We start from the raw sequence: 24,788 nt of genomic DNA, 5'->3' as shown, positions 1-24,788 counted from the left end.
CCTGGTGCCCGGGCGCGGCGAGATTCTCGTCACGTTCTTCCCTTGATCCACCTCGCGCTTTTAACCCGCCTTTACTCCGGGCGCGCCGTCAACCGCCGGATGAGCAGGAACATCTCGCAGCCCAGGCAGTACCCGAATGCCGCATTGAGGAAGGCCGCGGCGAGCGCGGCCCCGGTCGCCGCGAGGCCCAACCAGGCGGGCCCCAGCGTGAATCCGACCAGACCGAGCCCCGCGAAGACCAGTCCCACCGCCTGTGCGAACCGCGGGGGCTCCGGCGACTCGAACTCCGTCGGCGGGCCGAGCCGCGGTCGTACGGCCGTCCGGAACACCCAGCCGTACGGTGACCGGGTCACGCCCCCGGCCGCGCCGAGTGCGAACGCCAGCGTCTGCAGGGCGAGGATCCAGGGGTTCTGGGTGATCAGTGCGGCGGCCAGTACGACCGTCGTCACGGCCGCCGCGAACCGCGGCCCACGTGCGTCGATGTCCATGAACCAAGGATTCCGCCCCGCGGGCCGGTAGGGGAGCCGGGAATCTTTGCAGTCTCGTGAACGCTTTTCCGGGTGATGGGCGGCCTCGTGGATCCTTGTCCGGTGATGACCGGACTGGTGGTGTGCGCGGCGGTGCTCGCGGCGGCGAGTGTCTACGGAGTGCTGCACAGGCGGCGGAGCGGGAGGGTACGGGTGCGCGGGCGGGACGACGGCAAGCGGCTCGGGGCGGCCGAACTCGGCGGCGAACTGGGCGAACGGGCCACGCTGGTGCAGTTCTCCAGCGCCTTCTGCGCCCCCTGCCGGGCCACCCGGCGGGTGCTGGGCGAGGTCGCCGGGATGGTCCCCGGCGTCACCCACGTCGAGATCGACGCGGAGGCCCGCCTGGACCTCGTACGCGACCTGGAGATTCTCAAGACCCCCACCGTGCTGGTGCTCGACGCGGACGGCCGGGTGGTGCGCCGGGCCACCGGACAGCCCCGCAAGGCGGACGTCATCGCGGCGCTGGGAGAGGCGGTCTGACGGACATGCCGATGACGGTGAGGCACCTCCCATATACCGGAACGTACTTGACTGGGCGCACCACCTATCGTCAGCCTGACCGTATGCCTCAGGAACTCCTTCTCTACGGGCGGGTCCACGTGGACCTGGCCCGCACCGCGAGCGCGCGCTGTCCGGGCTGCTGAGCAGCCACGGACCCGAACGCCGCCCCTCGCAGAAGGACAACTCCATGACGGCCACGCCCGACCTCGGCACTCCTCAGCTCGCCTCGCCCGACCTGCTCCGCTCCGCCTTCCGGCGGCACGCGGCCGGTGTGGCGGTGATCACCGCGCGCGGCGCCGACGGCCCGGTCGGCTTCACCGCCACCTCCCTCACCTCGGTCTCCGCCGAGCCCCCGATGCTCTCCTTCGGTGTCGGCACGGGTGCCTCCAGCTGGCCCGCGATATCCACCGCCGAGCACATAGGCGTCCACATCCTCGGCGAGCACCAGGCGGAGCTCGCGGCCACCTTCGCGCGCAGTGGCGCCGACCGGTTCGGTGCGCCCACCGACTGGCACGACGGTCATGCGGGCGTCCCGGTCCTCGACGACGTACTGGTGTGGCTGGTGTGCCGGGTCGTCGCGCGTGTGCCGGCCGGTGACCACCGCATCGTGCTGGCCGAGGTGCTCGTCGGCGATCCCTCCCGCGCGGGCCGGCCGCTCCTGTACCACCAGGGCGGCTTCAACGGTCTGCGGGACTGATCACACGGCCCTGGTTCCACGGATCACACGCCCCTCGTTCTGCGAACGCGTCGAGTTCCGGTTACGCTGCGTTGCGAAGGTCACAGTTCAAAGCGCTTGCTTAGCGGGAATGAACTGGCTGTACTGGTGAGTAATATTTCGTTCGGAGCGCGCGGCCGCCCCGACCGGGATGAGCCGCTTGAGGCGCCTATGCTGCCTGCAAGAGGCAGCCCAGAAGAGACGATGCAGTAGGAGAGCCGGCGTGAGCCTGAGGATCGTTGTCACTGTGAAGTACGTGCCCGACGCCACTGGCGACCGGCACTTCGCCGATGACCTGACCGTCGACCGTGACGACGTGGACGGTCTGCTCTCCGAGCTCGACGAGTACGCGGTCGAACAGGCGCTGCAGATCTCGGAGAACTCGGACGACGATGTCGAGGTCACCGTTCTGACGGTGGGTCCGGAGGACGCCAAGGACGCGCTGCGCAAGGCGCTGTCGATGGGTGCGGACAAGGCGATCCACGTCGAGGACGACGACCTGCACGGCACCGACGCCATCGGCACCTCTCTGGTGCTGGCCAAGGCGATCGAGAAGGCCGGCTTCGACCTGGTGGTCTCCGGCATGGCCTCCACCGACGGCACCGCCGGCATCGTGCCCGCCCTGCTGGCCGAGCGGCTGGGCGTCCCGCAGGTCACCCTGCTCTCCGAGGTCTCCGTCGAGGACGGCACGGTCAAGGGCCGTCGCGACGGCGACGCCGCCAGCGAGCAGCTGGAGGCCTCCCTCCCGGCCGTCGTGTCGGTGACCGACCAGTCGGGCGAGGCGCGCTACCCGTCCTTCAAGGGCATCATGGCCGCCAAGAAGAAGCCGGTTCAGTCCTGGGACCTGTCCGACCTCGACATCGAGGCGGAGGAGGTCGGCCTGGAGGGTGCCTGGACCGCGGTCGAGAACGCCACCGCGCGTCCGGCCCGCACGGCAGGCACGATCGTCAAGGACGAGGGCGAGGGCGGCAAGCAGCTCGCCGAGTTCCTCGCGGGCCAGAAGTTCATCTGAGCCCCGCAGCCGCTGACCGCCCCTCAACTTTCGCAAGCAGGAGAGCATTCCCATGGCTGAAGTCCTCGTCTACGTCGACCACGTGGACGGTGCCGTCCGCAAGCCCACCCTGGAGCTGCTGACCCTGGCCCGCCGCATCGGCGAGCCCGTCGCCGTGGCGCTGGGCAACGGCGCCGCCGACACCGCCGCCGCGCTGGCCGAGCACGGTGCGGTGAAGGTCCTCACCCACGACGCGTCCGAGTACGCCGACTACCTCGTCGTCCCGAAGGTCGACGCCCTGCAGGCCGCCGTCGAGGCCGTCTCCCCGGCCGCCGTCCTGGTCCCCTCCTCCGCCGAGGGCAAGGAGATCGCCGCCCGCCTCGCGCTGCGCATCGGCTCGGGCATCATCACCGACGCCGTCGACCTGGAGGCCGGCGACGAGGGCCCCGTGGCCACCCAGTCGGTGTTCGCCGCGTCCTTCACCACCAAGTCCCGTGTCGCCAAGGGCACCCCGGTCATCACGGTCAAGCCCAACAGCGCCGCCGTCGAGGCCGCCCCGGCCGCCGGTGCGGTCGAGGCCCTCGCGGTGACCTTCTCGGCTGCGGCGACCGGCACCAAGGTGACCGGCCGTACCGCGCGTGAGTCGACCGGGCGTCCGGAGCTGACCGAGGCCGCGATCGTGGTCTCCGGCGGCCGCGGCGTCAACGGCGCCGAGAACTTCGCGATCATCGAGGCCCTCGCCGACTCCCTCGGTGCCGCTGTCGGTGCCTCGCGTGCCGCCGTCGACGCCGGCTGGTACCCGCACACCAACCAGGTGGGCCAGACCGGCAAGAGCGTGTCCCCGCAGCTGTACATCGCCAACGGCATCTCCGGTGCGATCCAGCACCGCGCGGGCATGCAGACCTCGAAGACCATCGTGGCCGTCAACAAGGACGCCGAGGCCCCGATCTTCGAGCTGGTCGACTTCGGTGTGGTCGGCGACCTCTTCGACGTCGTCCCGCAGCTGACCGAGGAGGTCAAGGCCCGCAAGGGCTGATCGCCGCCGGGCTGTCCGAGGCCCCCGTGACCGACACCGGTCACGGGGGCCTCGTCCTGTCGGTACAGGCTCGGTTCAGCGCAGGCTCAGTGTGGCCTGCACGGGCAGGTGGTCGCTCGGGAACTGGCCGTGCATCGAAAAGGTGTCCATCGTCGCCCGGTGCGTGGTCACACCCGGCGAGGTCAGGATCCAGTCGATACGGTCGCCGTCCGGCTTGAGGCGGTGGTAGCCGTGGAAGGTCGCGTACTGCGGGCCACGGTGCTCCGCCGCGTCCCAGGTGTCGACGAGCCCCGAACCCACCAGGGTGTCGTAGGCCGGGTTCTTGTGGGCGTAGGCGTTGAAGTCGCCGGTCACCACGACGGGCAGCGTCCGGCCGAACTCCGCGATCCGCTGCACCAGGAGCGTGGCGCTGCGCTCGCGGGCGTACTGGCTCTTCTGGTCGAAGTGGGTGTTGGCGACGTAGAACTCCCGTCCGTCGTCGGCGAGATCGCGGAAGCGGACCCAGGTGACGATACGGGGGAAGGCGGCGCCCCAGGTGTTGGAGCGGATGACCTCCGGGGTGTCGGAGAGCCAGAAGGTGTAGTGCTCGATCGGGGCCAGGCGCCGGATGTCGTAGTAGATGGCGGTGGACTCGTCCCGGCTGCCGCCCTCGCGGCCGGTGCCGATCCAGTCGTAGTGCGGTCCGAGGTCGCTGTCGATGTCGCGCAGCTGCTGGTAGAGACCCTCCTGGGTGCCCATGACCTGGGGCTGTGCGCGGCGCAGCAGTTCGGCCATCACCGGGCGGCGGTCGGCCCAGCTGTTGGGTTCGGCGGTGCTGGCGTACCGCAGGTTGAAGGTCATGACGTCGAGGCGGGGCGCCGGCCGGGCCGGTGCCGCGAGGGCGCTGACCCTGCGGACCCGCGCGGCGGAGGAGGCTGAGGAGGTGGTGATCGCGGCACTGGAGAGAGGCACGGTGACCGCTGCGGCCAGTAAGGCCTGCAGTCCCAGCCGGCGGGTGACTCGGCGCTGGTTCGGCACGACGGCTCCTTAGGGGGCACAAGCCGGACGGGCGGGCGTTGAGCAGTGTGATACCCAGGTGCGTGATGAGCGTGAACATGCCCAGATGGGGGCGTGTCGCCTGGTGGACACGGTGTTGACCACCCCGAAGGCGCCCGGATACCTTCATTCAACGGATTGTTGATTCCGTACAGTGGAAAACAGGAGGGTGTGGGATGGGCCAGAGTCGGCAGGAGAAGGTGGCGACGAGCCTCGCGGGCGCCGTCAGCGAGGAGATCAGTGCCTCCCTCGCACCCGTCGACGCCGAACTGGAGCGCCGCTATCCGGGTGATCCGGGGACCCGTCAGCCCGTCCACACCGTGTACGTCCCCGGCGACGCCTTCACGGCCGGCACCGTCCGCTCCTGGGGCGACCAGGCCCTCGCCGCCCTCGACGAACACGCCCCCGACGCCGCCGCCTTCGCCGCCGTACTCGGCCTGCCGGACGACCTAGCCGAGCCCGTGCACTCCCGGGTCCGCGCCAAGCTGGAGCAGGAACCCGTCGAGGACCTGCGCGTCGACTTCGAGGACGGCTACGGCCCCAGGCCCGACGCCGAGGAGGACGAGGCGGCCGCCCGCGCCGCCCGGCTGATCGCCGAGGCGTACGCCGAGGGCACGGCGGCGCCGTACATGGGCATCCGGATGAAGTGCATGGAGGCCGCGGTGCGCGACCGGGGCATCCGCACCCTCGACATCTTCCTCACCGGGCTGATGCAGGCGGGTGGCCTGCCCGACGGCCTTGTGCTGACCCTGCCCAAGGTCACCTACCCCGAACAGGTCACCGCGATGGTCCGGCTCCTGGAGGCCTTCGAGAAGGCGCACGGACTGGAGCCCGGCCGGATCGGGTTCGAGATCCAGATCGAGACCAGCCAGTCCATCCTCGCCACCGACGGCACCGCCACCGTCGCCCGGATGATCCAGGCCGCCGAGGGCCGTGCCACCGGACTGCACTACGGCACCTTCGACTACAGCGCCTGCCTCGGGGTCTCCGCCGCCTACCAGGCCAGCGACCACCCGGCCGCCGACCACGCCAAGGCGATCATGCAGGTCGCCGCCGCCGGCACGGGCGTACGCGTGTCGGACGGCTCCACCAACGTCCTGCCGGTCGGACCGACGGCCCAGGTGCACGACGCCTGGCGGCTGCACTACGGCCTCACCCGGCGCGCCCTGGCCCGCGCCTACTACCAGGGCTGGGACATGCACCCCGGCCACCTCCCGACCCGGTACGCGGCCGTGTTCGCCTTCTACCGCGAGGGCCTGGAGCAGGCGGCCGCCCGGCTCTCCCGGTACGCCAACCGCGCCGGCGGCGACGTCATGGACGAGCCCGCCACCGCCAAGGCCCTCAGCGGTTACCTGCTGCGCGGCCTCGACTGCGGCGCCCTCGACGACGCCGAGGTGGCCCGGCTGACCGGTCTGACCCGGGCGGGTCTGGAGGGCTTCGCGATGCCCCGGCGCGGCGGCCTGACGGCCTCCGGGAAGTAGCGCGTACCGGTCAAGTCACAGCTTTTCCAGCCGACTTGAACCGACCCTGTCATCTCCCCGTACTCTGGTGCGCCATTCACGGACGTGTCTTGAGGAACGGGGCTTTGGTGTCGGGTTCGTACGGACAGGCTGACGGGACCGGTCGCCTGCTGGCAGGGCGGTATCGGGTGGTGGCCCGGCTCGGGCGCGGTGGTATGGGTGTGGTGTGGCGCGCCGTCGACGAGGTCCTCGGCCGCGAGGTCGCCGTCAAGGAACTGCGTGCCTACACCGACAGTGCCGGACCCGAACTGGCCGACCTGCGGCTGCGGATGCAGCGCGAGGCGCGGGCCGCCGCCCGGGTGCGCCATCGCGGGGTGGTCGTCGTGCACGACATCGCCGAGGTCGACGGCCGCCCGCTGATCGTCATGGAACTGGTCGACGGCCCCTCCCTGGACGACCTGCTGCGCGAGCGCGGCACGCTCGGGGCGCAGGAGGCCGCCCGCGTCGGCGCCGAGGTCATGGACGCCCTGGCCGCGGCCCACCGGGCCGGCGTCCTGCACCGCGACGTCAAGCCCGGCAACATCCTCCTCGACCGCTCGGGCCGGGTCGTCCTCACCGACTTCGGCATCGCCACCATGGCCGATCCCGGCGACGGCTCCGCCACCCACCTGACCGGCAGCGGCGAACTCGTCGGTTCCCTCGACTACCTGGCCCCCGAACGGGCCAAGGGTGTCGCTCCCGGTCCGGCCTCCGACGTGTGGGCACTCGGTGCCGCCCTGTACGCGGCCGTGGAGGGCGCCTCGCCCTTCCACCGGACGTCCACGTTCTCGACGCTCACCGCGATCGTCGACGAGCCCCTCCCGGAGCCCCGCAGGGCCGGCCCGCTCGCCCCCGTCCTCCGGCGCCTGATGGACAAGCGGCCCGACGCCCGCCCGGACGCCGAGGAGGCCTGCGGACTGCTGCGGACCGTGGCGCGGGAACCCGTCGGGGACACTCCGACGACGGCCTTGCGGGAGCCCGCGCGGCCGGGGACCGACGCCGGTGCGCCGGTGGCATCTCCGGGACGCGGATCCGTCGGAGGGGCCGACAAGGGGTTGGACGAGGGGCCTGACGACGGGGCGGGCGAGGTTTCGGACGACGGGTTGGCTCAAGAGGCCGGCCAGGGAGCTGACCGCGAGCGCGTCCAAGGGGCTGTGGAGGGACCGGTTCACGGGCTCGCTCAAGGGTCTGCCCAGGGACCTGCTCCGGAGCCCGTCGGGCAGCTCGCCCCGGTGCCCGCCGCCGGACTCGCCCAGGGAGCCGGAACTCCGGGGTCCGGTCTCGTGGCCGCCCGAAGATTAGCCCCCGCGCCCCGACCGGGCGCCCCCGACAGCCCGATGAGCCCCACCGGGCCGATCCGCACCCGCCGCCGGGTCCGGACGCTCGTCGTGGTGGCCGTCGCCGTCGTCCTCACGGCGACCGGGCTGACCGTCGCCCTGCGCAACGACCGAGGACAGACGGCGAAGACGGACGCGGGGCCGCCCGCCCCGACCGTGGCCGGCGCCTCGGAGAGCGTCCGCGGCACCGGGGCCGGACGCACGGCCGACGCGGATCCCGTGGGGCAGGGCGAGGAGACGGGCGCCGTACCGGCCACCGGCGCCACGCACGCCGCCGGGGGCGATCCGGCGGACCCGGCCGAACGGGCCTCCGCCACACCGTCCTCGGCGCAGACCGCCGGCCACAGCCCCTCCGGCGGTTCCGGCAGCGTGGGTGCCACCGCCCCCGCGACCGCCACGGCCGACGCCCCCACCACCCCCGCCCCGGTCTGCCGGTCCGCGGGTGACGGCACGTACACCTGCCTGGTCCGGAACGGCGGCGCCAAGTCCTACACCGCCGACGGAGTCAAGGTCGGCAAGGTCCGCCAGGGCGCCCACTCCTTCTACTGCCAGGTCGACCTGGGCCGCCGGGAGACCCACGGCCAGCGGACCAACGTCTGGTGGGCCGAGACCGACGACGACAAGGGCAACACCGGCGTGTACATCAGCGACGTCTACATCAAGGGCGGCACCAACGACGAGCCGCTCCCCGGACTTCCCGTCTGCTGAGCACGGACGTACCGCTCCAGCCCCGACGCGACCGCCCACCTCCGCTCCGCGAACAGCCGGGTGCCCCGCCCGCACAGCGCGGAGTCGGCCCGCGCCCGCGCGCAGAACTGCTCCGGCGTGGCACCGAACAGCTCTCTCAACTCGGCCGACTCCGTGAGGAGTTCGGTGAGGAGGGCGCGCTCGCCGGGGTGGCGGCGGGGCGTGCCGGTGCCGTCGTGCAGCACGCCGTGCCGGTTGACGTAGGCGTGGACGCCGGGGAGGGTCGTACCGTCCGCGAGAGCGGCGCGTACGACCGGGGCGGGCAGCCAGGCCCGGTCGAAGTTGCCGTTCGGCAGCGGTACGCCCTCGCTCGCGTCGATCACCTGCAACTGCCGTCCGTCCAGCCAGAGGACGAACAACTCCCGCACCGCCGACGGGGATGCGACCGGGGACGCCGACACATAACCGAGCCGGCTGACGTGCGCGGAGACGCCCACGTCGAGGCCGGTCACCCGGGCGCGCACCATGGGGATCTGCCCGGTGACGCCGAACTCGGCCATCTTGTGCCGGAGTTGGGCGGGGGAGGCGTTGGAGCCGACCGCGAGCACCGGTACCCGGTCGCCGTCGTGCACCAGACGGCCGAGCGGCAGCAGCCGGTCACCGTCGAGGAGTCCGGAGTCGGCCGGCCAGACGCCGGGGTAGGTCAGCGGCCGGTCACGCGGTGCCTCGTCGAGGCCCAGCTCGGCGAGGGTACGGCCGGTCATGTGCGACTCGGTTCGACGGGCTTGCGGCCGGCCGTCGTACGGCTCGGTTCCGTGAGCGCCGGCAGGCGGCCGGGTTCCGCGTGCATAGGGCCGTTCATCCGGCGGCCGGCTCCCGCGAGCGTCCGGTCCGTCATGCGCGGCTCAGTCCGCCGGGGGCAGTTCGCCCGAGCCGCGGGTGATCAGCCGGGTCGGCAGCTCGATCCGCTCCGGCGCCAGGAGGGTGCCGTCCAGCTGGCGGAAGAGCCGCTCGGCGGCCGTGCGGCCGAGCAGGGCCGAGTCCTGGGCGACGACCGTGAGCCCGGGGTGCAGCAGATCGGCGAGTTCGATGTCGTCGAAGCCGACGAGCGCGACCGGGCGGGCCTGTTCGGCGAGGACGCGGATCACGGTGACGGTGACACGGTTGTTGCCCGCGAAGATCGCGGTGACCGGGTCAGGACCGGACAGCATCTCCTCGGCGGCCCGGCGCACCCGCTCCGGGTCCGTCACCCCGAGGGAGGTCCACGCCCCCTCGACGACTATCCCGGCGTCCTCCATAGCCGCCCGGTAGCCACGCAACCGCTCGGCCGCCGTGTGGATCCGGGGCATGTCGCCGATGAACCCGATCCGGCGGTGGCCGTGCGCGATCAGGTGGGCGACCCCGTCCCGGGCGCCGCCGTAGCTGTCGGACAGCACGACGTCGGCGTCGATCTTCCCGGCCGGACGGTCCACGAACACCGTCGCCACGCCCGCCCTGATCTCCGGCTCCAGATAGCGGTGGTCGTCCCCGGCCGGGATCACCACCAGACCGTCCACCCGCCGCGCGCACAGCGCCAGCGCCAGCTCCTGCTCCCGCTCCGGGTCCTCGGCGCTGGAGCCGTTGATGAGCAACGCCCCGTGCGCCCGGGCCACTTCCTCCACCGCGCGGCTCAGCGGGCCGTAGAACGGGTCCGCGAGGTCCTCCAGGACGAGGCCGATGCTCGCGGTGCGGCCCTTGCGCAGCACCCGCGCGCTGTCGTTGCGGCGGAAGCCCAGCGCGTCGATCGCCTCCTGGACCCGGCGCTCGGTGTCCGGGGTCACCCCGGGCTCGCCGTTGACCACCCGGGACACCGTCTTGAGGCCCACACCGGCCCGCGCCGCCACGTCCTTCATCGTCGGCCGGGTCCCGTAACGGGAGCCGGGGAGACGGTCTGCGCGGCGGGAGGTTTCGGGCACGATGCGGCGTCCTGTCCTGTCGTCCACGGGATGCATGGGCTCACGGGTTGTGTCTGGGCTCATGGGTTTGTATCAGGGATACACAGGCTCGTGGGTTTGTATGAGGATGTGGCGTCGAGCATAGAGCCTGGACAACGTTGTCAGATGCGAGGGAGACTGTCCACCGCAATCTCCGGCCTGCGCCCCCACCGCTTGACCGGCCTGTTGTTTCACTCGGCTACTCATGGTTGACGGGGAGAACTGACTCTGATGCACACCGACCTCGTGGCGGCCCTCGACATCGGCGGCACCAAGATCGCCGGCGCGCTGGTGGACGGCCACGGACGGATCCAGGCGCGCGCCCAGCGCGCGACACCCGCCCAGCAGGACGGCGAGACGGTCATGGGGGCCGTCGAGGAGGTGGTCGGCGAACTCGCCGGTTCACCCCTGTGGGGGCGTGCCCGCTCGCTCGGGATCGGCAGCGCGGGCCCGGTGGACGCCTCCGCCGGCACCGTGAGCCCGGTCAACGTGCCCGGCTGGCGGGACTATCCGCTCGTCGAGCGGGTGCGGGCGGCCGCCGGCGGGCTGCCGGTCGAGCTGATCGGCGACGGCGTCGCCATCACGGCCGCCGAACACTGGCAGGGCGCGGCCCGCGGCCACGACAACGCGCTGTGCATGGTGGTGTCGACGGGCGTCGGCGGCGGCCTCGTGCTCGGCGGCAGGCTGCACCCAGGTCCGACGGGCAACGCGGGCCACATCGGCCACATCAGCGTCGACCTCGACGGGGATCCCTGCCCGTGCGGGTCGCGCGGCTGTGTCGAGCGCATCGCGAGCGGCCCGAACATCGCCCGGCGTGCGCTGGAGGGCGGCTGGCAGCCGGGTCCCGACGGCGACACCTCGGCGGCGGCGGTGGCGGCCGCGGCCCGGGCCGGCGACCCGGTCGCGGTGGCCTCCTTCGAACGGGCCGCGCAGGCGCTCGCGGCCGGGATCGCGGCCACCGCGACCCTGGTCGAGATCGACATCGCGGTGATCGGCGGGGGTGTCGGCAAGGCGGGGGACATCCTCTTCACGCCCCTGCGCAAGGCCCTCACCGACTACGCCACCCTCTCCTTCGTCCAGCGGCTGACGGTCGTGCCGGCCCAGATGGGCACGGACGCGGGCCTGGTGGGCGCCGCGGCGGCCGCGCTGGCCGCCAGGCCGGACACGGAGGCGGCGGGGGTCTCGGGAGCCTCGGGGGGCTGACGGCGGTCGCAGGGCTGCGCAGGAACGTTAAGGCCCGGTCGGCCGGTGTTCAGGACCGTCCGACCGGGCCGCGGGCGAACGCGTGGGACCTCAGCAGGTGATCCGCGCGTCCGCCCAGTCCCCGTGGTCGGAGGTGATGCCGTCACCGCCGTCGGTGACGACGAGCCTGATCACCTCGGCGCCGGTCACGTCGGCGGTGAGCGGCTGGGCGGGCATGTCGGTGGTCAGCACGCCGGTCGAGGCGACCTTCGTGCCGTCCGCCCAGACCTCGAACGAGACGGTGCCGTTGGCGGCTTCCTCGTCGTCCACCCCGACGTCCGCGGTGACCTTCCCGCACGCCTTCCCGGCGTAGTAGTCGACCTCGCTCTGGGCATGGGTGCCGAGGCCCTTGGCGTAGACCACCCCGCCGATGGTGATCGGATGCCCGTCGCCCGCGGCGGTCTCCCCGTTGCTGGTGTCGCGCTCCACCGGTCCCCAGCCGTTGCCGGCCGACAGCCAGGGCAGGTCACTGAGGTAGGAGCTGCCGGCGGGCGGCGGGTCCACGACGGCCATCGTGACCGTCGTCGCGCTCTCCGCGCGCACTCCGGTCGGCGACCGGTAACTCGCCTTGAGTTCCAGGTCGTACGATCCCCTCGGCGTCCCCGCGGGAGCGGTCACCCGCCAACTGGTCTGCAGGGCACGGCCGGTCGGCAGGGTGGGGGTCTTCGTCGGAGAGGCCGCCCCGACGGTCCAGCCTGCCGGGCCGGTGAGCGACACGGAGACCTTCCCGGCCGTGGTGCGGCCCAGGTCGGTGACCGACGTGCTGAGCTCGGACGTCTTGCCCGGCTCGCTGAACCGGCTCCCGTCCGCGCCGAGTTCGACGGCCGGCGGGTTGGCCGCCCAGTGCCGGTCGGCGGCGACCCGCACCAGGACCGTGCCGTGCGCCGGGACGATCGCGGAGACGGTGCCCGCGGTGTTGTAGCTCCGGTGCTGCCACAGGTCCCGCAGGGTGTAGGCGGGGGCCTTCGGGAGGCCGACGGCCGTCGCCGAAGTCGCGATGCGCTGCGCCGAGCCGGACTCGTTGAACAGGGCGATCGCGCGGCTGCCGTCCGTCATCTCCTTGGCGACGACCCAGCGCCCGCCCTCCGAGGAGACCACCGTGCCCTGCTTGCCCAGCGGGTCCTGGTCGACGGCGATGACCTCCTTGTTGTCCAGGATGTCGAAGGTCGCCCGGGAGGCCTTGCGCAGGTCGGTGCCGATGAGCAGCGGGGCGGCCATGACCGACCACATCGAGAAGTGCGAGCGGTACTCGGTGTCGGTCATGCCGCCGTTGCCGACCTCCAGCATGTCCGGGTCGTTCCAGTGCCCTGGGCCGGCGTACGGCGCGAGCGGCAGGTTCTGCTTCAGGATCGACACCATCGAGCCCCAGCTGTCGCTGATGTCCCCGGTGGTACGCCAGAGTTGGCCGACCCCGGCGGCCCACTCCCAGGGCTTGTTCTCGCCCCATTCGCAGATGCTGAGGACGATGGGCCGGCCGGTCGCCTTCAGCGCGTCGCGCATGGTGGTGTACCGCTGCTTGGCGGCCACACCCTGGTTGTTGCAGTTGTCGTACTTGAGGTAGTCGACGCCCCAGTCGGCGAACTGCCGAGCGTCGCTGTACTCGTGGCCGAGGGCGCCCGGGAAGCCTGCGTCGTTGCAGGTCTTGGTGCCGGCGCTGGTGTAGATGCCGAGCTTCAGGCCCTTGGCGTGCACGTAGTCGGCGACGGCCTTGATCCCGCCCGGGAACCGGGCCGGGTCGGGGACCAGCTCGCCGTCCGCGTCCCGTTCGGGCAGGGCCCAGCAGTCGTCGAGATTGACGTACTGGTAGCCGGCGTCCTTGAGGCCCTTCGCCACGAAGAGGTCGGCGATGCCCTTGACCATCGCCTCGTTGAAGTCCGCGCCGCAGTGCGTGGAGTTCCAGTTGTTGAAGCCCATCGGCGGGGTCGGCGCGAGACCGTCGGCCAGGGCGGGGGAGGCGGCCTTCGCGTCGGCGACGGCGGGTGCGGCGAGGCCCGCCGTACACAACAGGGCCGCAGCCAGTGCTCCGACCACTCTTCGGCGGGTCGTGCGGGTGTGAGGGTGACGCATCGTTACGTTCCTCCGACTCGCGAAAGGTACGATGACGGCATGTACGCGTCATCGCTCTGTGCGGTTACGTTAGAACCCGTCGGAGTGTGTTGGATAGAGAGCGGTGATGATGGTTCGACGCGTCGTTCGAGATCTGCCTGGTCCAGACCGGAACGAATAGGGTCATCCGATGTTCTGGTCGACCGACGGTGGTGGCGTCGTGATCGCCCGGCCGCTCGGTTTCCGCTCCGACGTGCCCCGTTGCTCTCCTCGCGGGTACGCCCGTGACCCCCGGCCGTCCGCGTAGTTGAACCGGGCATGAAGAAGCGCAGCATGCTCGCCATCGCCAGCCTGGCCACCGGATTCGTCGTGGCCGCCATCACCCCGTCCCACGCGGCCGACGAACGTCCGCTCGGCGACCTGAACGTCTCGGGCACCCTGGAGCACGTCGACCACATCGTCAGCCAGGACAGTTTCCAGGCCGATCAGAGTCTCCTGGACCAGGAGTAGCCCGGCGAAGCGGGAGCGGGCAACGGTGCCGGTGTTCCAGGCAGGGGACGCCGGCACTCCGTTTGCGCGCCCTCAACGGGAGCTGGTTTCCGTGGCAGTGTGGAGCGGGCAAGCCACAGGGGCCAACAGAAGAGGGGGAGTCCGTGATCGTCTGGGTCAACGGGGCGTTCGGTGCGGGTAAGACCACCACCGCACGTGAACTCATCGAACTGATCCCGAACAGCACGCTCTTCGACCCCGAGGTCATCGGCGGGGCACTGACACACCTGCTGCCGGCCAAGCACCTCGCCGACGTCGGCGACTTCCAGGATCTGCCGATCTGGCGACGCCTGGTGATCGACACGGCGGCCGCGATGCTCGCCGAGCTGGGCGGAACCCTGGTGGTTCCGATGACGCTGCTGCGCCAGGAGTACCGGGACGAGATCTTCGGCGGCCTCGCCGCCCGCCGGATCGCCGTCCGGCACCTGTGTCTCACCCCGGCCGAAACGATCCTGCGCGAGCGAATAGCCGGGCGGGAGATCCCGCCCGACCTGCCCGACGGCGAGATGCGGATCCGGCAGTGGTCGTACGACCGCATCGAGCCCTACCGTGCCGCCCTCGCCTCCTGGATCAGCGCCGACGCCCATCTCGTCGACACCAGCGCGCTCAGTCCCCATGAGGCGGCGGTGCGGATCGCGGGGGCGGTCGGCAGCGGCGAAGCTGCGGTATGTGACATAGTACAAACCCCTGAACCCACCGCCGAAACCCTCGCCGCAGGCGTCCTCCTCTTCGACGAACAGAACCGCGTCCTCCTCGTGGACCCCACCTACAAGGCCGGCTGGGAGTTTCCGGGCGGTGTCGTCGAGCCCGGTGAGGCCCCCGCCCGGGCGGGGGTGCGGGAGGTCGAGGAGGAGACCGGGATACGGCTGGAGGAGCTGCCGGGGCTGCTCGTCGTCGACTGGGAACAGCCCGCGCCGCCCCGCTACGGCGGCCTGCGGCTGCTCTTCGACGGCGGCCGGCTGGACTCCGCCGAGGCCGGGCGGCTGGTGCTGCCGGGACCGGAGCTGCGCGACTGGCGCTTCGTCACCGAGCAGGAGGCCGCCGAGCTGCTTCCGCCGGTGCGCTACGAACGGCTGCGCTGGGCCCTGCGCGCCCGCGAGCGCGGTGCCGCGCTCTATCTGGAGGCCGGCGTCCCGGTCGGTTGACATTCCCTGATGGATCGTCAAGTCCCCGCCGCACGCCCGGTGTTGGCGGGGACTTTGGCATTTCCGGGGTGTGTGTAGGGGACTTTGCGCGGGGCGGAAGGTTCCTGGGGGAAAACGAGGGTGAATTGTCGCCGTCCCGGTATGAACAAGAACGTGAAGGAGGTACACAGACGTTCTACCGTCGGTGCGCAGCTCAACTTCCTCGCGGCCGCTGGCCGCCATGCACAGGCCGGACAACAGCCGGCTGAAGGAGGGACATGCGCGCGCACTCTTCGGCCCTCACAAGGGGACTCGCACTGACCGCCGGGCTCGTTCTGGCGCTCGCCGCCTGCAGCAGCGGGGGAGGCGGCGGGGGCAGTGGCGGGAAGGGCACCTCGGCCGGCCTCACGTCCTGCGCCACCCAGGGCAAGGCAGACACCTGCAACTCCGGCACCACCAAGGCCGGCGGCACGTTCACCTACGTCATCGAGAAGAACATCCAGCAGTGGAACGTACAGGACACCAACGGGAACACCTTCGAGAACGCCGAAGCGCTGAGCCCCGTGCTGCCCCAGGTCTTCATCCCGCAGCCGGACTTCAGCGTCAAGCTCAACACCGATCTGGTGAGCTCGGCGACCCAGACGAGTACCAGCCCCCAGACCCTCGTCTACAAGATCAATCCCAAGGCGTCCTGGAACGACGGCACCGCGATCACCGCCGACGACTTCGTCTACTACTGGCGCACCAACGACGGCAAGGACTGCCCGCCGCCGCCCGCCGGCGACTCCACCCAGACCAAGGGCTGTCTGCCGCAGAGCACCGCCGGCTACGACCGCATCAAGTCGGTCACGGGCTCCGACAACGGCAAGACCGTCACCGTCGTGATGTCCAAGCCGTACTCGGACTGGAAGTCACTGTTCGGCGCGGGCTATCCGCTCTACCCGGCGCATGTCGCCGAGAAGATCTCCGGAGCCATGGCGGGCGACGCGGCCCATATGACGGCCGCCCAGATGACCCAGGGCTGGCAGTACTTCCAGAAGAACCCGCCCACCAAGTACGCGACCGCGGGCCCGTACAAGATGACCGAGTGGGTCGACAACGACCACGCCACCTATGAGCCCGACCCGAAGTGGTCGGGCAAGAAGGCCACCCTGCAACGGCTGATCTTCAAGGTGATCTCGGACGCCACCCAGGAGCCGATCGCACTGCGCAACAACGAGGTCCAGGGCATCTACCCGCAGCCCGAGGTAGACCTCGTCAACCAGGTGAAGGCCATCCCCAACGTCACCTACACCGTCGGCAACGGACTCACCTGGGAGCACTTCGACCTCAACCTGCACAACCCCGTGATCGGCAAGTACCTGGCCCTCCGGCAGGCGATGTTCACCGCCGTCAGCGTCAAGGACATCCTGGCCAAGACGGTCGCCCAGTTCGATCCCGCGGTGAAGCAGCTCTACAGCCACAACTACGTGCCGGGCGAGGCGGGTTACCAGGACGTGGCCAGCGCGAGCGGTCAGGGCTCGGGCGACCTCGCCAAGGCCAGGAAGTACCTCACCGACGCCAAGTTCACCGGAGTCGGCACCGCCCTGAAGACACCGGACGGCAAGGCCGTCGGACCCTTCGACTGCCGTTACACCACCGGCAACCAGATCCGGCAGAGCGAGTGCCAGATCCTCCAGAGCGACCTCGCCAGTCTGGGGATCAAGGTCACGATCAAGCCGATCGGCGCCGCCGACCTCGGCACGGTCCTGGCCGGCCACCAGTACGACATCATCGTCTTCGCCTGGGTCGCCTCGCCGTTCCCGACCAGCAACGCCCAGTCGACCTGGTCGACCGGGGGCGGCGGCAACTTCGGCGGCTACAGCAACAAGAGGGTCGACTCCCTGATCAACACGGCCATCGGTGAGACGGACCAGACCAAGGCCGCCGCGCTGCTCAACCAGGCCGACCAGATCGTGACGGGCGACGCCTACGTGCTGCCGCTCTACCAGAAGCCGACCTTCCTCGCGGTGCAGACGCGGTTCGTCAACATGCGCAACAACTCCACCATCGCCGGACCGCCGTACAACGTCGGCGAGTGGGGTCTCGAGAAGTAGCCCCAGCGACCGGTCGGTTCCGAATCCCGGCCCCGGCGACCCCGGGGCCGGGCCTCCGCGAGAGAAGACCGCATGCTCGCCTACACCGTGCGCCGCATCCTCGTCTCCATACCCGTCCTGATCGTCTCGACGTTCATCGTCTTCCTGGTCGTCGTCAACTCCGGGGACCCGGTGGCCAACTTCGCCACCTCCCGGCAGCCACCGCCCAGCAAGGCCGCGGTGACCGCCTTCGCCCGGCACATCCACGCCGACCAGCCCGCCGTGGAACGCTACTGGAACTGGATCACCGGGGTCCTGCACGGCGACTGGGGACCGTCCGTCCAGACCAACCTCGACATCGGCCACGACCTGTTCACCCGCTTCCGGGTCACCGTCACCCTGGTCGCCGCCGCGATGCTGCTGGCCCTCGTGATGTCCGTCGTCTTCGGGGTGTTCAGCGCGATCCGCCAGTACAGCGCCGCCGACTACACCATCACCTTCCTCGGCTTCCTGTTCCTCGCCATGCCCGTGTTCTGGTTCGCGGTGCTGCTCAAGCAGGCCGGGGTCTGGTTCAACCAGGAGACCGGCAGCCAGTTCCTCGGCACCATCGGCGAGAAGTCCCCGTACCTCGAAGTCGACACCACCTGGAACGAGTTCACCGACCGCGTCGGCCATCTCATCCTGCCCACCATCACCCTGGCCCTGGTCTCCTTCGCCTCCTGGACCCGCTACACCCGCGCCTCCATGCTCGAGGTCATGGACAGCGACTACGTCCGGCTCGCCCGCGGCAAGGGGCTGCGCCGCGGCCGGGTGCTCGTCCGGCACGCCCTGCGCACCGCGCTGATACCGCTCGCCACCGTCACCGCCCTCGACGTCGCGATCATCCTCGGCGGCGCGGTCATCACAGAGACGATCTTCCAGTGGCACGGCATGGGCGAGATGCTCGTGCAGGCCGCCACCACCCTCGACGTCTACCGGACCATGGCCTGGCTGCTGCTGTCCGCCGTCGTCGTCATCGTCTTCAACCTCTTCGCCGACCTCCTCTACGCCGTACTCGACCCGAGGATCCGCTATGACTGACATCGGGGCACTCGGGCCTGCCGGCACGCAAACACCGCGCACCGACCACGAGTTCACCGTCGTGCAGCGCAGCCAGACCCGGCTCGTCCTGCGCCGCTTCCTGCGCCACCGGGCCGCGATGATCAGCCTGGTCGTCTTCGTGCTGATCGTGCTGTGGGCCTTCGCCGGCCCGCACTTCTGGCACTACTCGTACACCAGGTTCACGCCGGACAACTCCCAACCACCCTCCTGGAAGCATCCGTTCGGCACCGACTCCTCGGGGTACGACGCCTACGCACAGGTGATGCGCGGCACCCAGACCTCGCTGAAGATCGCCATCCTGATCGCGCTCGGCTCGACTCTGGTCGGAGCCGTGTGGGGGGCCGTCGCCGGCTTCTACCGGGGGTTCGTCGACGCGCTGATGATGCGCGTCGCCGATCTCGTGCTGACCCTCCCGCTGTTCGCGATCGCGCTGGTCATCTCCTCGCGCAGCGGCGGCTCCTGGTACTGGATCGCCGCGGTGATCGCCGGACTCACCTGGGCGTACGTGTCCCGGGTGGTGCGCTCGTCCGTACTCTCCCTGCGCGAGAAGGAGTTCGTGGAGGCCGCCCGGGCGCTCGGCGCCTCCGACACCCGGATCATCTTCCGGCACCTGCTGCCCAACGCGCTCGGCCCGATCATCGTGAACGCCACGATCCTGGTCGCCACCGGCATCCTCACCGAGACCGCCCTGTCCTTCCTCGGGTTCGGCGTCCAGCCGCCCGACACCTCCCTCGGGTTGCTGGTCGCCCAGGCACAGACCGCGGTCGACACCCGGCCCTGGCTCTTCTACATCCCCGGCGCCTTCATCATCGCCATCGCCCTCACCATCAACTTCATCGGCGACGGGCTGCGTGACGCCTTCGACCCCCGGCAGCAAAGGGTGCGACAGTGACGGCCAACGACAGGGACGACGGCCACACCGCGAGCGACGGCAGGGCCACGGGCACGGCCGCGGGCGCGGGTGCGGTCGTCGGCAAGGGGGAGGAGTCCGGCGCGGTCCTCGAAGTCGAGGACCTGAGCGTGGAGTTCCCCACCGAGGACGGGACCGTACGCGCGGTGCGCGGCGTCGGCTACCGGCTGGAGCGGGGCGAGGCGCTGGGCATCGTCGGCGAGTCCGGCTCCGGCAAGTCCGTCACCGCGCTGGCCGTGATGGGGCTGCTGCCGGGCTCGGCCCGGGTGCGCGGCTCGGTGCGGTTCGAGGGCACGGAACTGCTCGGGATGTCCGACGCCCGCCTCTCGGACGTACGGGGCAGCGGCATCGCCATGGTCTTCCAGGACCCGATGACCTCCCTCAACCCCGTCTACACGATCGGCTACCAGATCGCCGAGACCCTGCTCAGACACAACCCGAGGCTCGGCAGACGCCCGGCACGTGCCCGCGCCGTGGAACTCCTCGGCACGGTCGGCATCCCGAGCCCCGAGCGGCGCGTCGACAGCTACCCGCACGAACTCTCCGGCGGCATGCGCCAGCGGGTCGTCATCGCCATCGCGATCGCCAACGACCCGGACGTGATCATCGCCGACGAGCCCACCACCGCCCTCGACGTCACCGTCCAGGCCCAGATCCTGGAGGCACTGGAGGCCGCCCGCGCCGAGACCGGCGCCGCCCTCGTCCTGATCACCCACGATCTGGGCGTGGTCGCCGGCCACACCGACCGGGTCGCCGTCATGTACGCCGGGCGGATCGTCGAGACCGGCTCGGTCGAGGACATCTTCTACACCCCGCGCATGCCCTACACCCTGGGCCTGCTCGGCTCCCTGCCCCGCCTCGACCGCGAGGAGGACCGCCTGACCCCCATCACCGGCTCCCCGCCCTCGCTGCTCAACCTGCCCCCGGGCTGCCCCTTCGCCCCGCGCTGCCCGATGCGCCGGGAGCCCTGCGACACCACGGAACCCGCCCTGCGCCCCGTCGGATCCGACGCCCACCGCAGCGCCTGCCACTTCGCCGACGAACTCGTGGACACGGCCGCCGGCGAGCTCTTCGACGCCGTCGGCGCCGACACCGAGGCCCTGGCCCGGTTCGCGGACCTGGAGGACGACGCCCGATGACCGACTCCCTGCCTCCGCTGCCCGGCCACGGCGGCACCGGCGAACCCGTCCTCCAGGTCCGCGACCTCGTCAAACACTTCCCGGTGATGTCGAAGGGCGTGGTCCGCCGCCGGGTCGGCGACGTGCACGCCGTCTGCGGGGTCTCCTTCGACCTGTACGAGAACGAGACGCTCGGCCTGGTCGGCGAGTCCGGCTCCGGCAAGACGACCGTGTCCCGGACCCTGCTCAACCTGGAGACGGCCACCTCGGGCTCAGTCCACTACCGGGGCCGGCTGCTGACCGACCTGAGCAGACGTCAGATGCGGCCGCTGCGCCGTGAGTTGCAGATCGTCTTCCAGGACCCGTACGCCTCCCTCGACCCCCGGATCTCCGTCCACGAGATCGTCGCCGAACCCCTGCGCATCCACGGCCGCTACGGCCCCGGCGCCGCCGACGAGGTACGCGAACTGCTGCGTCTGGTCGGCCTCAACCCCGAGCACGGCAATCGTTTCGCGCACGAGTTCTCCGGCGGACAGCGCCAACGCATCGGCATCGCACGGGCGTTGGCACTGCGCCCCAAGGTGATCGTGCTGGACGAGCCGGTCTCCGCGCTGGACGTGTCGATCCAGGCGGGCATCCTCAACCTGCTGATGGACCTCCAGAGCGAACTGGGCCTGTCCTTCCTGTTCGTGGCGCACGACCTCTCCGTGATGCGCCATGTCGCCGGCCGGGTCGCGGTGATGTACCTGGGCCGCCTGGTGGAGATCGCCCCCGCCCGGCAGCTCTTCGCCCGCCCCGCCCACCCCTACACCCAGGCCCTGGTCTCCGCGATCCCGCTGCCCGACCCGCGCAAGGAACGCGCCCGGAAACGGATCACCGTCCAGGGCGACGTCCCGAGCCCGGTCCGCCCGCCCAGCGGCTGCCGCTTCCGCACCCGCTGCCCCAAGTTCGCGAACCAGCTCACCGACAGCGAGCGCACGGCCTGTGTCGAGCAGGTGCCGGACCTGGTCGACCGGGGCGGCGGCAACCCGGTCGCCTGCCACTACGCGGAGAGCGTGCAGTTGCTGTGACCGTCCGGGTACGGAAACGGCGTCAGCCGGCTCTCCCGCTCCAGCCGCCGGCAGAAGGCCTCCATACCGACGGCGAGCGGGGCGTGCCGTAACAGCAGTTCGGCGGCGGCCCGGGGGACGCCCTCGGGCCGTACCCCGCCGGCACAGGCCCGCACGAACTCCGCGCGTTCCTCGCCCCGGTACCCGTACAGGGCGGTGACCAGCCAGATCACCAAGTAGTAGAGGGTGTACACACGGTCGTAGTGCCGATGCCGGTCGAAGAACTCCCCTTCGTCGGAGGCCAGTCGGAAGCGGGAGCTGAGGGAGAGCCCGAAGTCGGTGAGGTACAGCTGCCGGCCGTCGGTGAGGATGTTGCCGAAGTGGGCGTCGAGGTGCAGGAGATGGGTGCCCGAGAGGAACGCGGTGCTGTCCTCCAGCCCTCGGGCCGTGAGGGTGCAGGCCGAGTCCGCCCGGTCCGTGCGCAGTTCGGCGTCCAGCCAGTCATGCAGGGTGTACGGGATGTGCTCCAGGAACAGGGTGAGGCTCGCGGAGGCGTCCCGCAGTGCCTCGACGCGCTCCCGTACACCCGCGGAGTCGCCCCAGTAGGCCACCGCCCTTTCGACGTCCGCGAGTTCGCCGGGCAGCGGGGCGGACGCCCCGGGCAGCACCCGCCAGTGGTGCAGCAGCGGGAAACCGGGGAACCGGCCCGCCAGCACCCAGTCGGTCGTCACCCGGTGCGCGGCCAGCTCCCGCCAGCCGCCGAACCCCGGGCTGCCGATCGCGCCGATGCCGTAGTGGCAGTACGACGGCAGGCCGAAGAGGTTCTCGGTGGAGCGGGCGTGCCGAGGCTCCCGTTCCCGGTCGGTCAGGGGGATCCGCTTCACGAACACCGGCCCGCCGTCCACCGTGAGCCGGACCGCTCTCCCGCCGATCCCGGCTCCGAGCGGCTCGCCGTCCGCGACCAGTCCAGCCAGCTCGACGTCGCTCAACAGGGCCAGGGAGTTCGCGATGCCCGTGTGGGCGGCGACACGGCGCGCGATGTCGGTCATGCACCCATGGTCACAGCGGCGGACCGTAGGTGTCCGCGGATTCCCGCAGCCTCCGTGCCGCGTCGGCGGTCACCGGATCACCGTGGCCGAAACACGCCGTTTCCGTGTCCAGGGCGGCCAACCGCCGGAAGGACGCGACGGCCCGGTCCCGGTCGAGGTTGAACACCCCGAGCATCACCGCACCGGTGCCCGGCGCGGCCGCCACCGCGTCTCCGGTGAACAGCACACCGTACGAAGGGAGATGGAGGGCGATGCTGCCGTGCGTGTGCCCGGGGACGTGGACGACCCCGGCACCGCCGCCGAAGTCCAGGACGTCCCCGTCGGACAACTCCGTCACCTCGTCCGGAGGGACCGGCTGCTCGGCAGGCAGCAGCTTGGCCGCGGCCGCATGGATCGGCAGCTCCCAGTCCTCGAACACCGGCGGCGGACCCGGGAGTTCGCCCCGGATCACCGGCGCGTCCAGCCGGTGGGCCAGCACCTCGGCTCCGCTCAGCGCGGCGAACTCGGCGGCCCCGCCGACGTGGTCCACATGGAAATGGGTGAGGACGATCCGTCGTACCGCCGAAGGGGACCGCCCCAGCGCGGCCAGCGCGTCGGCGATCGCCCGGCCCGAGCCGGGCGGACCGGTGTCGACCAGGGTCGAGGCACCGGTGTCCGGGTCGTGCCAGAGGTAGGCCTGGCCCACCGGAAAGCGCAGCAGGTGCAGCCGGGGGAGCAGCTCGATGACGTCCATGTCCCGACCGTAGGGAGGACCCCCGTCCACGACGGGGGTCCTCCGCTGTGGGCCGAGCGATTCAGCCCACCGCGTACTCCGATGGACCGTGGCTGCCGGCCGCCCCGGGCGCGTCAGCCCGCCGCGTAGTTCCGCAGGAACAGCGCCTCCGCCACCGACAGGCGCTCCAGCTCCTCTGGCGACACGCTCTCGTTGACGGCGTGGATCTGCGCCTCCGGCTCGCTCAGGCCGATCAGCAGGATCTCGGCCTGCGGGTAGAGGCCGGCAAGGGTGTTGCACAGCGGGATGGAGCCGCCCTGGCCGGCGTACTGCATCGTCTCGTCCGGGTAGGCGACCGCCATCGCGTCGGCCATCGCCCGGTACGCCGGGCTGGTGGGGTCCGCGCGGAACGGCTGCCCCTGGCCGACCGCCTCGGTCCGCACCCGCGCACCCCACGGCGTGTGCGCCTCCAGATGGGCCTGGAGCAGCTTGCCCGCCTCGACCGCGTCCACGCCCGGCGGCACCCGGAGGCTGACCAGGGCGCGGGCGCCGGCCTGCACCGACGGGGTGGCGCCGACCACCGGCGGGCAGTCGATGCCGAGCACCGTGACCGCCGGACGGGCCCAGATGCGGTCCGCGACCGAACCGTCGCCGATCAGACCGACACCGTCCAGCACCTTCGCGTCCGTACGGAACTGCTCCTCGTCGTACTCCAGACCCTCCCAGCGCGTCTCCGGCGCCAGCCCGTCGACCGTCGTGGAACCGTCCTCGGCGCGCAGCGAGTCCAGGACGCGGATCAGCGCGGCCAGGGCGTCGGGTGCGGCACCGCCGAACTGGCCCGAGTGCAGATTGCCCCGCAGCGTGTCGATCTGGATGCGGACCATGGTCATGCCCCGAAGCGTGGTGGTCACCGTCGGCAGCCCCACCCGGAAGTTGCCCGCGTCGCCGATGACGATCGCGTCCGCCGCCAGCAGCTCGGGGTGCTGCTCGGCGTACCGCTCCAGGCCGCCGGTGCCCATCTCCTCCGAGCCCTCGGCGATGACCTTGACGTTGACCGGGACGCCGCCGTTCGCCTTCAGCGCACGCAGCGCCAGCAGGTGCATGATCACGCCGCCCTTGCAGTCAGCGGCACCGCGCCCGTACCAGCGGCCGTCCCGCTCGGTCAGCTCGAACGGCGGGGTGGTCCAGGCGGCCTCGTCCAGCGGCGGCTGCACATCGTAGTGCGCGTACAGCAGGACCGTTTTGGCACCCGCCGGGCCCGGCAGATAGCCGTACACCGACTGCGTGCCGTCCGGGGTGTCCAGTACGGCGACGTCCGTGAAGTCCTCGGCGCGCAGCGCGTCGGCCACCCAGTTCGCGGCGCCCTCGCTCTCGCTCTTCGGGAACTGGGCGAAGTCCGCCACCGACTTGAAGGCCACCAGCTCGGCGAGCTCCGCCTTGGCCCTGGGCAGCAGGGCGGCGACGGTCTCGGCGACCGGATTGGACGACATGGGCACGCTCCTCGTGGGTGCG

At 71.3% G+C, this 24,788-nt stretch carries 22 protein-coding genes; 14 read left to right on the top strand and 8 right to left on the bottom strand.

The features are described 5' to 3' along the window. Window positions 1-71 precede the first annotated feature (71 nt). Window positions 72-488: a DUF4395 domain-containing protein gene (locus tag KVT45_RS44335; RefSeq protein WP_217555288.1), complete on the bottom strand. Its 417-nt coding sequence runs from the start codon at window positions 486-488 to the stop codon at window positions 72-74. A gap of 105 nt (window positions 489-593) precedes the next feature. On the opposite strand from KVT45_RS44335, the gene KVT45_RS44330 reads away from it, so the two are divergent. From KVT45_RS44330 to KVT45_RS44315, 4 genes are all read left to right on the top strand, one after another. Next, window positions 594-1,007: a thioredoxin family protein gene (locus KVT45_RS44330; RefSeq protein WP_217555313.1), complete on the top strand. Its 414-nt coding sequence runs from the start codon at window positions 594-596 to the stop codon at window positions 1,005-1,007. Between the two features lie 208 nt (window positions 1,008-1,215). After that, complete coding sequence (locus KVT45_RS44325) at window positions 1,216-1,725, top strand: flavin reductase family protein (RefSeq protein ID WP_217555286.1); 510 nt, start codon at window positions 1,216-1,218, stop codon at window positions 1,723-1,725. Window positions 1,726-1,966: 241 nt separating this feature from the next. Further along, window positions 1,967-2,755, top strand: coding sequence for an electron transfer flavoprotein subunit beta/FixA family protein (locus KVT45_RS44320; RefSeq protein ID WP_217555284.1), 789 nt, complete (start codon window positions 1,967-1,969; stop codon window positions 2,753-2,755). Window positions 2,756-2,807: 52 nt separating this feature from the next. After that, complete coding sequence (locus tag KVT45_RS44315; protein WP_089105868.1) at window positions 2,808-3,770, top strand: electron transfer flavoprotein subunit alpha/FixB family protein; 963 nt, start codon at window positions 2,808-2,810, stop codon at window positions 3,768-3,770. Window positions 3,771-3,845: 75 nt separating this feature from the next. Here KVT45_RS44315 and KVT45_RS44310 read toward each other — a convergent pair whose 3' ends face one another. Beyond that, complete coding sequence (locus KVT45_RS44310; RefSeq protein ID WP_217555282.1) at window positions 3,846-4,787, bottom strand: endonuclease/exonuclease/phosphatase family protein; 942 nt, start codon at window positions 4,785-4,787, stop codon at window positions 3,846-3,848. Between the two features lie 194 nt (window positions 4,788-4,981). On the opposite strand from KVT45_RS44310, the gene KVT45_RS44305 reads away from it, so the two are divergent. Then, window positions 4,982-6,286: an aldolase/citrate lyase family protein gene (locus tag KVT45_RS44305; RefSeq protein ID WP_217555280.1), complete on the top strand. Its 1,305-nt coding sequence runs from the start codon at window positions 4,982-4,984 to the stop codon at window positions 6,284-6,286. Window positions 6,287-6,390: 104 nt separating this feature from the next. Beyond that, window positions 6,391-8,349, top strand: coding sequence for a serine/threonine-protein kinase (locus KVT45_RS44300; RefSeq protein WP_217555278.1), 1,959 nt, complete (start codon window positions 6,391-6,393; stop codon window positions 8,347-8,349). Here the strand turns inward: KVT45_RS44300 and KVT45_RS44295 are convergent. Both KVT45_RS44295 and KVT45_RS44290 read right to left on the bottom strand, forming a co-directional pair. Then, the gene (locus KVT45_RS44295) at window positions 8,295-9,092 is read right to left on the bottom strand and encodes a hypothetical protein (RefSeq protein WP_217555276.1); all 798 of its coding nucleotides are present in this window, start codon (window positions 9,090-9,092) and stop codon (window positions 8,295-8,297) included. The two genes, KVT45_RS44300 and KVT45_RS44295, sit on opposite strands and share 55 nt — an antisense overlap. A 141-nt stretch (window positions 9,093-9,233) precedes the next feature. Next, entirely contained in the window at window positions 9,234-10,319 is a 1,086-nt protein-coding gene (locus KVT45_RS44290; RefSeq protein WP_217555311.1) for a LacI family DNA-binding transcriptional regulator, read from the bottom strand. A gap of 213 nt (window positions 10,320-10,532) precedes the next feature. Here KVT45_RS44290 and KVT45_RS44285 point away from each other — a divergent pair, with 213 nt between their 5' ends. Further along, entirely contained in the window at window positions 10,533-11,504 is a 972-nt protein-coding gene (locus tag KVT45_RS44285; RefSeq protein ID WP_217555274.1) for an ROK family protein, read from the top strand. A gap of 90 nt (window positions 11,505-11,594) precedes the next feature. On the opposite strand, the gene KVT45_RS44280 is transcribed toward KVT45_RS44285, so the two are convergent. Beyond that, the gene (locus tag KVT45_RS44280; protein WP_217555273.1) at window positions 11,595-13,610 is read right to left on the bottom strand and encodes an NPCBM/NEW2 domain-containing protein; all 2,016 of its coding nucleotides are present in this window, start codon (window positions 13,608-13,610) and stop codon (window positions 11,595-11,597) included. Between the two features lie 297 nt (window positions 13,611-13,907). Here KVT45_RS44280 and KVT45_RS44275 point away from each other — a divergent pair, with 297 nt between their 5' ends. From KVT45_RS44275 to KVT45_RS44245, 7 genes are all read left to right on the top strand, one after another. Continuing rightward, window positions 13,908-14,099: a hypothetical protein gene (locus KVT45_RS44275; RefSeq protein ID WP_217555271.1), complete on the top strand. Its 192-nt coding sequence runs from the start codon at window positions 13,908-13,910 to the stop codon at window positions 14,097-14,099. Between the two features lie 143 nt (window positions 14,100-14,242). Next, on the top strand, window positions 14,243-15,283 hold the full coding sequence (locus tag KVT45_RS44270; protein WP_217555269.1) for an NUDIX hydrolase: 1,041 nt from the start codon (window positions 14,243-14,245) through the stop codon (window positions 15,281-15,283). A 257-nt stretch (window positions 15,284-15,540) separates the two neighbouring features. Continuing rightward, window positions 15,541-17,358, top strand: a complete 1,818-nt coding sequence (locus KVT45_RS44265; protein ID WP_217555267.1) for an ABC transporter family substrate-binding protein — start codon at window positions 15,541-15,543, stop codon at window positions 17,356-17,358. 72 nt (window positions 17,359-17,430) lie between these two features. Beyond that, on the top strand, window positions 17,431-18,417 hold the full coding sequence (locus tag KVT45_RS44260) for an ABC transporter permease (protein WP_217555265.1): 987 nt from the start codon (window positions 17,431-17,433) through the stop codon (window positions 18,415-18,417). Then, complete coding sequence (locus KVT45_RS44255) at window positions 18,410-19,330, top strand: ABC transporter permease (RefSeq protein ID WP_217555263.1); 921 nt, start codon at window positions 18,410-18,412, stop codon at window positions 19,328-19,330. Before KVT45_RS44260 ends, KVT45_RS44255 begins: the two co-directional genes overlap by 8 nt. Then, window positions 19,327-20,487 carry an ABC transporter ATP-binding protein gene (locus tag KVT45_RS44250; RefSeq protein ID WP_217555261.1) on the top strand — a complete coding sequence of 387 codons (1,161 nt, stop codon included), beginning with the start codon at window positions 19,327-19,329 and terminating at the stop codon, window positions 20,485-20,487. Before KVT45_RS44255 ends, KVT45_RS44250 begins: the two co-directional genes overlap by 4 nt. Then, window positions 20,484-21,536, top strand: coding sequence for an ABC transporter ATP-binding protein (locus tag KVT45_RS44245; protein ID WP_217555259.1), 1,053 nt, complete (start codon window positions 20,484-20,486; stop codon window positions 21,534-21,536). Before KVT45_RS44250 ends, KVT45_RS44245 begins: the two co-directional genes overlap by 4 nt. Here KVT45_RS44245 and KVT45_RS44240 read toward each other — a convergent pair. From KVT45_RS44240 to KVT45_RS44230, 3 genes are all read right to left on the bottom strand, one after another. Then, a complete protein-coding gene (locus KVT45_RS44240) occupies window positions 21,509-22,564 on the bottom strand; it encodes a protein kinase family protein (RefSeq protein ID WP_217555257.1) in 1,056 nt (351 codons plus the stop codon). The two genes, KVT45_RS44245 and KVT45_RS44240, sit on opposite strands and share 28 nt — an antisense overlap. Window positions 22,565-22,574: 10 nt before the next feature. Further along, window positions 22,575-23,297 carry an MBL fold metallo-hydrolase gene (locus KVT45_RS44235; protein ID WP_217555255.1) on the bottom strand — a complete coding sequence of 241 codons (723 nt, stop codon included), beginning with the start codon at window positions 23,295-23,297 and terminating at the stop codon, window positions 22,575-22,577. A gap of 113 nt (window positions 23,298-23,410) precedes the next feature. Further along, window positions 23,411-24,766, bottom strand: a complete 1,356-nt coding sequence (locus KVT45_RS44230; protein ID WP_217555254.1) for a dipeptidase — start codon at window positions 24,764-24,766, stop codon at window positions 23,411-23,413. Between the last annotated feature and the right edge of the window lie 22 nt (window positions 24,767-24,788).

The sequence above is a fragment of the Streptomyces sp. GbtcB6 genome (genome assembly GCF_019091475.1).
In the GTDB taxonomy this organism is placed as follows: Bacteria; Actinomycetota; Actinomycetes; order Streptomycetales; family Streptomycetaceae; genus Streptomyces; species Streptomyces hyaluromycini.
The sequence above is the reverse complement of the archived record's forward strand: the minus strand, read 5'-3'. Positions and strand labels throughout refer to the sequence as shown.

Excerpts from the sequence above, each read along its gene's own strand:
- KVT45_RS44335 (WP_217555288.1), bottom strand. The coding sequence starts at position 488 with ATGGACATCGACGCACGTGGGCCGCGGTTCGCGGCGGCCGTGACGACG.
- KVT45_RS44330 (WP_217555313.1), top strand. The coding sequence starts at position 594 with ATGACCGGACTGGTGGTGTGCGCGGCGGTGCTCGCGGCGGCGAGTGTC.
- KVT45_RS44325 (WP_217555286.1), top strand. The coding sequence starts at position 1,216 with ATGACGGCCACGCCCGACCTCGGCACTCCTCAGCTCGCCTCGCCCGAC.
- KVT45_RS44315 (WP_089105868.1), top strand. The coding sequence starts at position 2,808 with ATGGCTGAAGTCCTCGTCTACGTCGACCACGTGGACGGTGCCGTCCGC.
- KVT45_RS44305 (WP_217555280.1), top strand. The coding sequence starts at position 4,982 with ATGGGCCAGAGTCGGCAGGAGAAGGTGGCGACGAGCCTCGCGGGCGCC.
- KVT45_RS44295 (WP_217555276.1), bottom strand. The coding sequence starts at position 9,092 with ATGACCGGCCGTACCCTCGCCGAGCTGGGCCTCGACGAGGCACCGCGT.
- KVT45_RS44290 (WP_217555311.1), bottom strand. The coding sequence starts at position 10,319 with ATGCATCCCGTGGACGACAGGACAGGACGCCGCATCGTGCCCGAAACC.
- KVT45_RS44285 (WP_217555274.1), top strand. The coding sequence starts at position 10,533 with ATGCACACCGACCTCGTGGCGGCCCTCGACATCGGCGGCACCAAGATC.
- KVT45_RS44280 (WP_217555273.1), bottom strand. The coding sequence starts at position 13,610 with ATGCGTCACCCTCACACCCGCACGACCCGCCGAAGAGTGGTCGGAGCA.
- KVT45_RS44275 (WP_217555271.1), top strand. The coding sequence starts at position 13,908 with ATGAAGAAGCGCAGCATGCTCGCCATCGCCAGCCTGGCCACCGGATTC.
- KVT45_RS44265 (WP_217555267.1), top strand. The coding sequence starts at position 15,541 with ATGCGCGCGCACTCTTCGGCCCTCACAAGGGGACTCGCACTGACCGCC.
- KVT45_RS44260 (WP_217555265.1), top strand. The coding sequence starts at position 17,431 with ATGCTCGCCTACACCGTGCGCCGCATCCTCGTCTCCATACCCGTCCTG.
- KVT45_RS44255 (WP_217555263.1), top strand. The coding sequence starts at position 18,410 with ATGACTGACATCGGGGCACTCGGGCCTGCCGGCACGCAAACACCGCGC.
- KVT45_RS44245 (WP_217555259.1), top strand. The coding sequence starts at position 20,484 with ATGACCGACTCCCTGCCTCCGCTGCCCGGCCACGGCGGCACCGGCGAA.
- KVT45_RS44240 (WP_217555257.1), bottom strand. The coding sequence starts at position 22,564 with ATGACCGACATCGCGCGCCGTGTCGCCGCCCACACGGGCATCGCGAAC.
- KVT45_RS44235 (WP_217555255.1), bottom strand. The coding sequence starts at position 23,297 with ATGGACGTCATCGAGCTGCTCCCCCGGCTGCACCTGCTGCGCTTTCCG.
- KVT45_RS44230 (WP_217555254.1), bottom strand. The coding sequence starts at position 24,766 with ATGTCGTCCAATCCGGTCGCCGAGACCGTCGCCGCCCTGCTGCCCAGG.